Annotated in this window: 12 protein-coding genes; 11 read left to right on the top strand and 1 reads right to left on the bottom strand. The window is 28.8% G+C overall.

What is annotated here, in order from left to right; all coding sequences use genetic code 11:
- The first annotated feature begins 170 nt into the window (after positions 1-170).
- From ACKI42_RS12210 to ACKI42_RS12180, 7 genes are read left to right on the top strand one after another with little or no spacing between them, the layout of a single operon-like run.
- Positions 171-461: a hypothetical protein gene (locus tag ACKI42_RS12210; RefSeq protein WP_407405836.1), complete on the top strand. Its 291-nt coding sequence runs from the start codon at positions 171-173 to the stop codon at positions 459-461.
- Complete coding sequence (locus ACKI42_RS12205; protein WP_407405834.1) at positions 458-1,096, top strand: hypothetical protein; 639 nt, start codon at positions 458-460, stop codon at positions 1,094-1,096. The genes ACKI42_RS12210 and ACKI42_RS12205 overlap by 4 nt, the downstream gene beginning before the upstream one ends.
- Positions 1,097-1,103: 7 nt before the next feature.
- Positions 1,104-1,769, top strand: a complete 666-nt coding sequence (locus ACKI42_RS12200; RefSeq protein WP_407405833.1) for a hypothetical protein — start codon at positions 1,104-1,106, stop codon at positions 1,767-1,769.
- Between the two features lie 8 nt (positions 1,770-1,777).
- A complete protein-coding gene (locus ACKI42_RS12195; protein ID WP_407405831.1) occupies positions 1,778-2,389 on the top strand; it encodes a hypothetical protein in 612 nt (203 codons plus the stop codon).
- Between the two features lies 1 nt (position 2,390).
- Positions 2,391-2,852, top strand: a complete 462-nt coding sequence (locus tag ACKI42_RS12190; RefSeq protein WP_407405829.1) for a hypothetical protein — start codon at positions 2,391-2,393, stop codon at positions 2,850-2,852.
- Positions 2,827-3,183, top strand: coding sequence for a hypothetical protein (locus tag ACKI42_RS12185; RefSeq protein WP_407405827.1), 357 nt, complete (start codon positions 2,827-2,829; stop codon positions 3,181-3,183). The genes ACKI42_RS12190 and ACKI42_RS12185 overlap by 26 nt, the downstream gene beginning before the upstream one ends.
- Before the next feature lie 23 nt (positions 3,184-3,206).
- Entirely contained in the window at positions 3,207-3,383 is a 177-nt protein-coding gene (locus ACKI42_RS12180; RefSeq protein WP_407405825.1) for a hypothetical protein, read from the top strand.
- 1,269 nt (positions 3,384-4,652) lie between these two features.
- On the opposite strand, the gene ACKI42_RS12175 is transcribed toward ACKI42_RS12180, so the two are convergent.
- On the bottom strand, positions 4,653-4,895 hold the full coding sequence (locus ACKI42_RS12175) for a VF530 family DNA-binding protein (RefSeq protein ID WP_407405823.1): 243 nt from the start codon (positions 4,893-4,895) through the stop codon (positions 4,653-4,655).
- Positions 4,896-5,029: 134 nt separating this feature from the next.
- Between ACKI42_RS12175 and ACKI42_RS12170 the strand changes: the two genes are divergently transcribed.
- The 4 genes from ACKI42_RS12170 to ACKI42_RS12155 all read left to right on the top strand — a co-directional run bounded on the left by ACKI42_RS12170 (position 5,030) and on the right by ACKI42_RS12155 (position 7,814).
- Complete coding sequence (locus tag ACKI42_RS12170; RefSeq protein ID WP_407405821.1) at positions 5,030-5,185, top strand: hypothetical protein; 156 nt, start codon at positions 5,030-5,032, stop codon at positions 5,183-5,185.
- A 3-nt stretch (positions 5,186-5,188) separates the two neighbouring features.
- Positions 5,189-6,400, top strand: coding sequence for an exonuclease SbcCD subunit D (locus ACKI42_RS12165; protein ID WP_407405819.1), 1,212 nt, complete (start codon positions 5,189-5,191; stop codon positions 6,398-6,400).
- Positions 6,401-7,130: 730 nt separating this feature from the next.
- Positions 7,131-7,439, top strand: a complete 309-nt coding sequence (locus ACKI42_RS12160; RefSeq protein ID WP_407405817.1) for a GIY-YIG nuclease family protein — start codon at positions 7,131-7,133, stop codon at positions 7,437-7,439.
- 204 nt (positions 7,440-7,643) lie between these two features.
- A complete protein-coding gene (locus ACKI42_RS12155; protein WP_407405815.1) occupies positions 7,644-7,814 on the top strand; it encodes a hypothetical protein in 171 nt (56 codons plus the stop codon).
- The last annotated feature ends 88 nt before the right edge of the window (positions 7,815-7,902 follow it).

The raw sequence follows: 7,902 nt of genomic DNA, 5'->3' as shown, positions 1-7,902 counted from the left end.
CGTTCTTTTAATGATTCAAGAGCTACTTTAGCCTTAAAGACTGAATCGAATTTACGTCTTCCTGTTTTCATAATTTTGGACTTGTTTAAAGTTAATATTTTTCAACTTAACTACTGGTCCAGTTTTGTAGGGGTATTATAGATATTGAAGGTATGATTAAAATCGGTTATATGGTTACTGAAGGAAAGAATTTAATTTTAGGTTCTTGTAATACTAGCATGAATGATAATTTTGGGAAAATATTAGTTAGTTTGATCACAACTAAAATTGATGTTTTTATAAATAATAATATGACTTTGTCATATACTGTATCTAATAAAATATCTTTCCAACATTTCACATCCTATGCCCAATCTGATAAAAAAAGTACATTAGGATGGGACAGATTTACAAAAGGAAAAGTAAAAAAAGTATATAAAAATTTGATTATAAATAAATTTGGCGTAAAAGTAGTACAATGAAAAAAATATTTCCAATTATTTTTATATTTATTTTTTTGTTGGGAAAAGCTCAACAAAAAGAATCTATCAATTCTCTTCTATCTGAATTAAATCAAACTGAATATAAAATTATTTATAATAAAAAAAATTATAAACAATTGAATAGTAATTATTTTTTAGTTCCTATAAAAGAATTAGGAGATTTTAAAATATTTTATCCGTTTAAAAACTTAAATGTTAAAAACTCAATTACGGTTTGCAGTGGAGGAAACATATTAATTTTTAGCAAGAAATATAAAAAATATTTAGCTATTAATTTTTTCACAGGTGAATGCTTAACAAAACTTAAAAAAAATATTTATAAATTAAAATTACAATATGATATAGAATATCTTAATTATCAATCTCTTTTTTTTGCTGAAAAATTTACCCCAGTTTATTATATTAATTTCTATCCAACACTAAAAAATAACTATTCATCAAACTACATACTTGTACAAAAAATAAAGGATAAAAAAGTGTATCAATTAAATCTAGATGAAAGATTCTACAAAATTTCACTAGAGAAAATATTTGAAATAATTTCAACAAAAAAAGAAGAAGAATACTCTGATGATTACATTATAAATAAATCTTCTTTCCCTTTTTTGAAATAGGAACATAATGAAAAAATTATATATCTTAATATTATCCTTGTTTTCATTTTTTTGTTTTTCACAGAAAAATGAAAATTTAGATTATTTATTAAAATCATTGAATACAAAAAAATATGATGTTACAATAAAATCTAAAAAAAGTAAGAAACAAAGATATTGTCTTCTATCTGTTTTAAAAATTAATGGATATGAAATATTTTATCCTTTAGATTTAGATATAAATTTAGGACTTGGAAGAGATGGTGCAACTAATATCTTAATTTTCTCTGAAAAAAAGAAACAATATTTAGTTTTGGATTATTTTTCACGAGGGTATTTTGGTCATAAAAGTAAGTACAAATACCAAATAGAGTTTAATTTTCAAGGCTGGGATTTAATAAATAACCAATCCATTTTATTAGATAAAAATATTAAACCTATAAAACACATATTTTTTCCTTCAGAACTCAGCAATATAAAATCTGAAATAAAGGACAATACGATGTTGGTACAAAATATTGATGACAACAAATCCTATGATGTGACATTAGACATCCCATTTTATAATATGTCTTTAGATGTATTATTTGAATACTTTTATCTTAAAAATCAAGAAGAATATTTAAGCGAATCAGTTGAAGATAATGATTTTTTTATTTTTTTGAAGCAACAGAGTATTTGTAAATGTAATTAGCATCAAAAATGGAAAATAAAATACGTAATATTCTTAAAACGTTATTGCTAACGATGTTTTCTTTTTCTATCATAGCCTGTTCTCAAAAAAAAATAGATTCTCTTCATTCTTGTCCTACTCATTTTATTCAAAATTTATCCGTAGAAGTCAGCGCAATTAATGACGTTGGAAATCATCATTTTAATTTTTATCTTACACCTATTGATAAAAACGAACATTATTTTTATTTGAAATATAAAAATAAAAATCATTTTTTATATTATGTACCAGAGGAAAGATACTATAGTAAATATGGATTATATCCGTTTTCAGCGAATGAATTACTCTTAGCGAATAGCAAAAAAGTCAAAAATAAATTTTATGGGAAGATTGATGGAGCTTCAGAATTCCATTACCAAATGACACAAGATGATATCGAAAAAGAAATTCTGGATTTAGTTGATAATGCAATCATTATATCTCAAGATAATACAGGAAAAATAATCCGAAACTATGCATTCTGTAAAAACTCTAATCTCACTTTAAATAAACTAAATATAAAAGAAAGCTATAAAAATGGTATAATTAAATACTACCCACATTATAAAAGTTTTGATTCAATTATTGTCGAAAAAAAATAATATGAAAAATATAATAGCGTTGGTATTAATTACCTTATTTACCCAATGCCAATCTCAAAAAATAATGATACCAATAGTTGATAATAAATTTGAAAAATTTGGCTACGGAACTTTTTGGCCTTCTAATAATATGCATAATGCAATTAGTTTTCCTAGTGAACCGAAAAAACCGAAAGAACCAATAAGAACAGATTATAAGGATGATGAAAATTTTAAGAGGGATCAAAAAGAATATAAAAATGTTTTATCTAAATATGAAGAAGAAATGATTAATTATAATATTAGTTTAAAATTAAAACCAAACTCTACTTTCCACCATTTATTTGTTGTTTATAAGGAGGGCTTAAAAGAACCAGACTATGATAGAGTTAAAAAATATTTTGAAGCTGATATACCACAAAAAGAATTACAGGAATTTTATAAAATTGAATTGGAAAATGAAAAGAAAATTAATAAAGATTGATTTTTTGTTATTACTTTTTTTATTCTTCTTTACTAATTGTAATAGTCAAAAGGTAGCGGATAAAGACCAACAAGAATTTAATGGAAAAGTAGATTTGGCATTTAAAGAATATTTGATTGCTAAAAAAATTAAATTTAAAAAATTAAACGATAGTATATATTCAGCTTATTTTTTAGAATATTTACAAGACGAAAGCAAGCAAGAACTTGAAAAAAATCCCTATTTAAAAATAAACAAAGTTTATGTGCGTTTCAGGACACCTACTTCTGTTGAATTTTCTATTTATTCGGATAGGGGAACTTTTTGTATCGATTTTTTGCCCGTGCTATAGATAGAGTATGGCCAAGTGATTTAGTGAAATTTGGAAGTGAAAATAAAGACAATGCAGTAAAAGATTATTTAACTATTGCAGATGCAACATGGAGAAATCTAGTGAAAAATGTATCTGATTTTGTAATTAATCACGGTGGAACAGCTACAGTAATGAAGCCAGAAATTCTTAGAACTAAATTTGCAGATTTTAATAGTTAATTTTCGACAGCACCTACTTTTCGTATTGGAAACATCACGCAAAACAAAGAAATTTCTGAAGATGAAATATAAATTGCTTAAAGTAAACATTATATCATATATTATTTTATATCATATATTGTTTGAATCGATACTTACAATTTATGATTTTGATGAAAGCTCAAGATTGTCCACCCCACTAGGACGTGTCATTAGATACTTTGTATTTAACCAGAAATATTATGGTATATTTTCTGATAGTGATTTTTATATATTATTTTTCAATTTATTTGTGTTTAGTATTTTATTTTATTTTGTATATAAGTGGTACGGAAATGAGAAGCTTTTAATTACTCTTTTAAAATTAATTGGAATTTTTATAGTTATTAATTTTCTGATTATCATTTATGTAATTATTGATTATAGTTTCGCAACAACATTTATATATATATTTTACTTTCTAATTCCAATGTCAACAATGTTTTTGCTTATGATACCTATTTTTTGGTTAAATAAGAAAATTTTCGGAGATATAATTATAAACACAAAAAATGAAAATCACTAAACTTATAATACTTTTCAATTACAAAAAACTCCTGCTAGGGTACATGAAATTTTAAACCATCAAGATCGTGTTTTATTTTTCAAAGAAACCAAAAGAATTTTAAAAGATAACGGAATTATTGTCTTGTCAGAACAATTCAGGGATACAACCAATTTTATGTTTTTTAATATTGGCGCATTTCACTTTTTAAGAAAAAAACAATGGACGAAAGCTATAGGAGAAGCCACCTTGAAAATATCTAAATGGATTAAAATAACACCTTTTGCCACAATGCTTGTGATAAAAAAGTAAATTTTTATTTCTATCTAAAGAATGCTTTGTTTTTTTAATTGAAAATTACGTTGGAGCTTCCGAACTCTACGTTGAAGCATCCGAACTCTACGTTGAAGCTTCCGCACTCTACGTTGGAGCATCCGAACTTTACGTTGAAGCATCCGAACTTTACGTTGAAGCATCTGCACTCTACGTTGGAGTGTCCGCACTTTACGTTGGAGCTTCCGAACTTTACGTTGGAGCATCCGCACTTTACGCTGAAGCTTCCGCACTTTACGTTGGAGCTTCCGAATTTTACTTTGGAGCGTCCGAACTTTACTATTTTACGATATACTCGAATCTTGTTTATTGAATTTTTAAATTTAAACTAAAAAACAAAAAAAATCTCATCCCTCAAAATAGACTTTGGAGAAATGAGATCATTAATTCGATCGATAATGAGAAGAAAGCATCTAAGGCTTTATATTTTTCTTTTTTTGTCTTAAAACATAGAGATAAAGGCTTTCAACTTTTGTTCTTGCCCAATCTGTTTTGCGAAGAAACTTCAAAGAAGAATTGATGCTTGGGTTCTCTGTAAAACATTTGATATTAATCTGTTCTCCCAATTTTTCAAATCCTTGGTAATAATCTACCAACTCTTCCAGTATTGCGTCTAGCCTTTTCCCGTGCAAAGGATCTTTCTGTTTTTGCTCCATAACGGTGTAAAATTAAACTATTTTATCGGACTTTTTCACTAAAATTGGTTTTTACTGCCAATCTTTAGTACTTTTGAAAAAGGTTATCCTACGCCAAATTTACACAAAAGATTTCTCCACAAGATCCCATACAGATGAGCAAAAACAACGAAGCCAATAGAAAAAAGCATAAAAAGAAACTCGATCAGCAAAAGCGAAAAATACAAGCTGCCGAAGCCGAAAGAAAAGCAAGACTAAAGCAAATAAGAGAAGATTTCAAAGCCAAAGAAGTCAAACAATCTGAAGAATAATATATGAAAATTCTACATACCGCCGATTGGCATTTGGGAAAACGTTTGGATCGTTTTTCTAGAATCGAAGAACAAATTTTGGTAATGAATGAGATTGTGGATATTGCCAACAATCAACAAGTGGATCTCGTTATTATTGCAGGAGATTTGTTTGATACTTTTAATCCAAGCATAGATGCTGTAGAATTGTTTTACAAAACATTGATGCAACTTTCTCTTAACGGAAAACGTCCCGTAATCGCCATTTCAGGAAACCACGACTCACCCAATCTCATTGATGCGCCAGATCCTTTGGCAAGAGAATGCGGAATATTTCTTATCGGACATCCAAAAGCAACTGTAAATCCTATAGCGTTAGATTCTTTTTCTATATCTAAAACGGATGCAGGTTTTATAGAACTTCAGCTGAATTCTTATGATTATCCAGTGAGAATATTGCATACACCTTATGCGAATGAAGTTAGGCTAAAAGAATATTTGGGAGAAGATAAAGAAGCAAAACTGAATACCATTTTAGCTGAAAATTGGAAATCTTTAGCCGATAATTATTGTGATAACCAAGGAGTAAATATCTTAACCGCGCATCTTTATATGAACAAACAAGGTACAGGAATTTTGGAAGAACCAGAAGGTGAAAAACCAATAAAAATAGGAAATGCAGATCTTATTTATTCTGAAATTATCCCTTCTCAAATACAATATACCGCTTTGGGACATTTGCACGGATACCAAAATATTGGAACCAAAGAAAAACCTGTAATCTATTCTTCATCGCCTTTGTGCTATAGTTTTAGTGAAGCTGGACAAACGAAATACGTATCTATTATTGATGCGAAACCAAATGAATATGTGACCTACGAAAAGATAGCTCTGAATGAAGGTAAAAAACTAGAAAGAAAAACGTTTAGTTCTGTAGCAGACGCAGTGGAATGGCTGACAGATAATCCAAACACCTTGGTGGAACTTACTTTAGAAAGTGAAACTTTTATGACATCGGATGAGAGGAAACTTATTTATCAATCTCATCAAGGGATTGTGCATTTGATTCCGAAAGTAAAAGAAGTAAAAGGCAACGAAACCACATTTACGGAAATCAATTTAGACCAAGATATTCAATCGCTTTTTAATGATTATTTTAAATTTAAAAATAGCGGTCAAGACGCCAATGAAGAATTAATGAGTTTGTTTAACGAAATTGAAGCCCTTAATAAATGATAACCTGTCATTCCGACGAATCATGAATCTAGAAAGAGATTCTTCGCAGCATTGCATTTCGCTCTGAATGACACAATAATTAAACGCATTGTCATTCCGACTAAGGAGGAATCTAGAAAGAGATTCTTCGCTACATTGCATTTCGCTCTGAATGACACAAAAAATAAACACGCTGTCATTTCAACGAAGGAGGAATTTAGTAAAAAAGATTCTTTGCTACATTGAATTACAATCTGAATGAAAAAAAATAAAACACACTGTCATTCCGACGAAGGAGGAATCTAGTAAAAAAGATTCTTCACTGCATTGCATTTCGCTCTGAACGACAAAAAAATAAAACAAGTTGTCATTTCAACGAAGGAGGAATTTAGTAAAAAAGATTCTTCGCTACATTGAATTACAATCTGAATGAAAAAAAATAAAACACACTGTCATTCCGACGAAGGAGGAATCTAGAAAGAGATTCTTCGCTACATTGCATTTCGCTCTGAATGACAAAAAAAAATAAAAAACGCTGTCATTCCGACGAAGAGGAATTTAGTAAAAAAGATTCTCTGCTACATTCCATTTCGCTCTGAATGACAAAAATAATAAAACACGCTGTCATTCCGACGAAGAGGAATCTAGAAAGAGATTCTTCGCAGCATTGCATTTCGCTCTGAATGACACAATAAATAAACGCATTGTCATTCCAACGAAGAGGAATCTACAAAAATGATAATTTAGTAATATGAAAACATTAGGCTCACATAATTATTACACGTATATTCTTACCAATAAGAATAAAACAGTTCTATATGTTGGTATAACTAATGATTTACAAATTAGGTTGCAACAACATTTTGATCCAAAAATTAATACTAATTCATTTACATCAAAATATAAATGTTACTTTTTAGTTTATTATGAACATTTTTCAGAAGTTGAACTCGCAATTGCAAGGGAAAAACAAATAAAAGGCTGGAGTAGAAAAAAGAAAGAGGAATTAATTATTTTGTCAAATCCAAATTGGGAGTTTTTAAATGATTCGATAAAATAGAGATTCTTCGCTGCATTGCATTTCGCTCTGAATGACACAATAAATAAACGCATTGTCATTCCAACGAAGGAGGAATTTAGTAAAAAAGATTCTTCGCTTCATTGCATTTCGCTCTGAATGACAAAAAAAATAAAACACGCTGTCATTCCGACTAAGGAGGAATTTAGTAAAAAAGATTCTCTGCTACATTCCATTTCGCTCTGAATGACAAAAAAAATAAAACACGCTGTCATTCCGACGAAGGAGGAATCTAGAAAGAGATTCTTCGCTGCATTGCATTTCGCTCTGAATGACAAAAAAATAAAACAAGTTGTCATTTCAACGAAGGAGGAATTTAGTAAAAAAGATTCTTTGCTACATTGCATTTCGCTCTGAATGACAAAAAAATAAAAAACGCACTGTCATTCCGACGAAGGAGGAATCTAGTAAAAAAGATTCTTTGCTACATTGCATTTCGCTCTGA

This window comes from Chryseobacterium sp. (genome assembly GCF_045629545.1).
GTDB lineage: Bacteria > Bacteroidota > Bacteroidia > Flavobacteriales > Weeksellaceae > Chryseobacterium.
The sequence above is the reverse complement of the archived record's forward strand: the minus strand, read 5'-3'. Positions and strand labels throughout refer to the sequence as shown.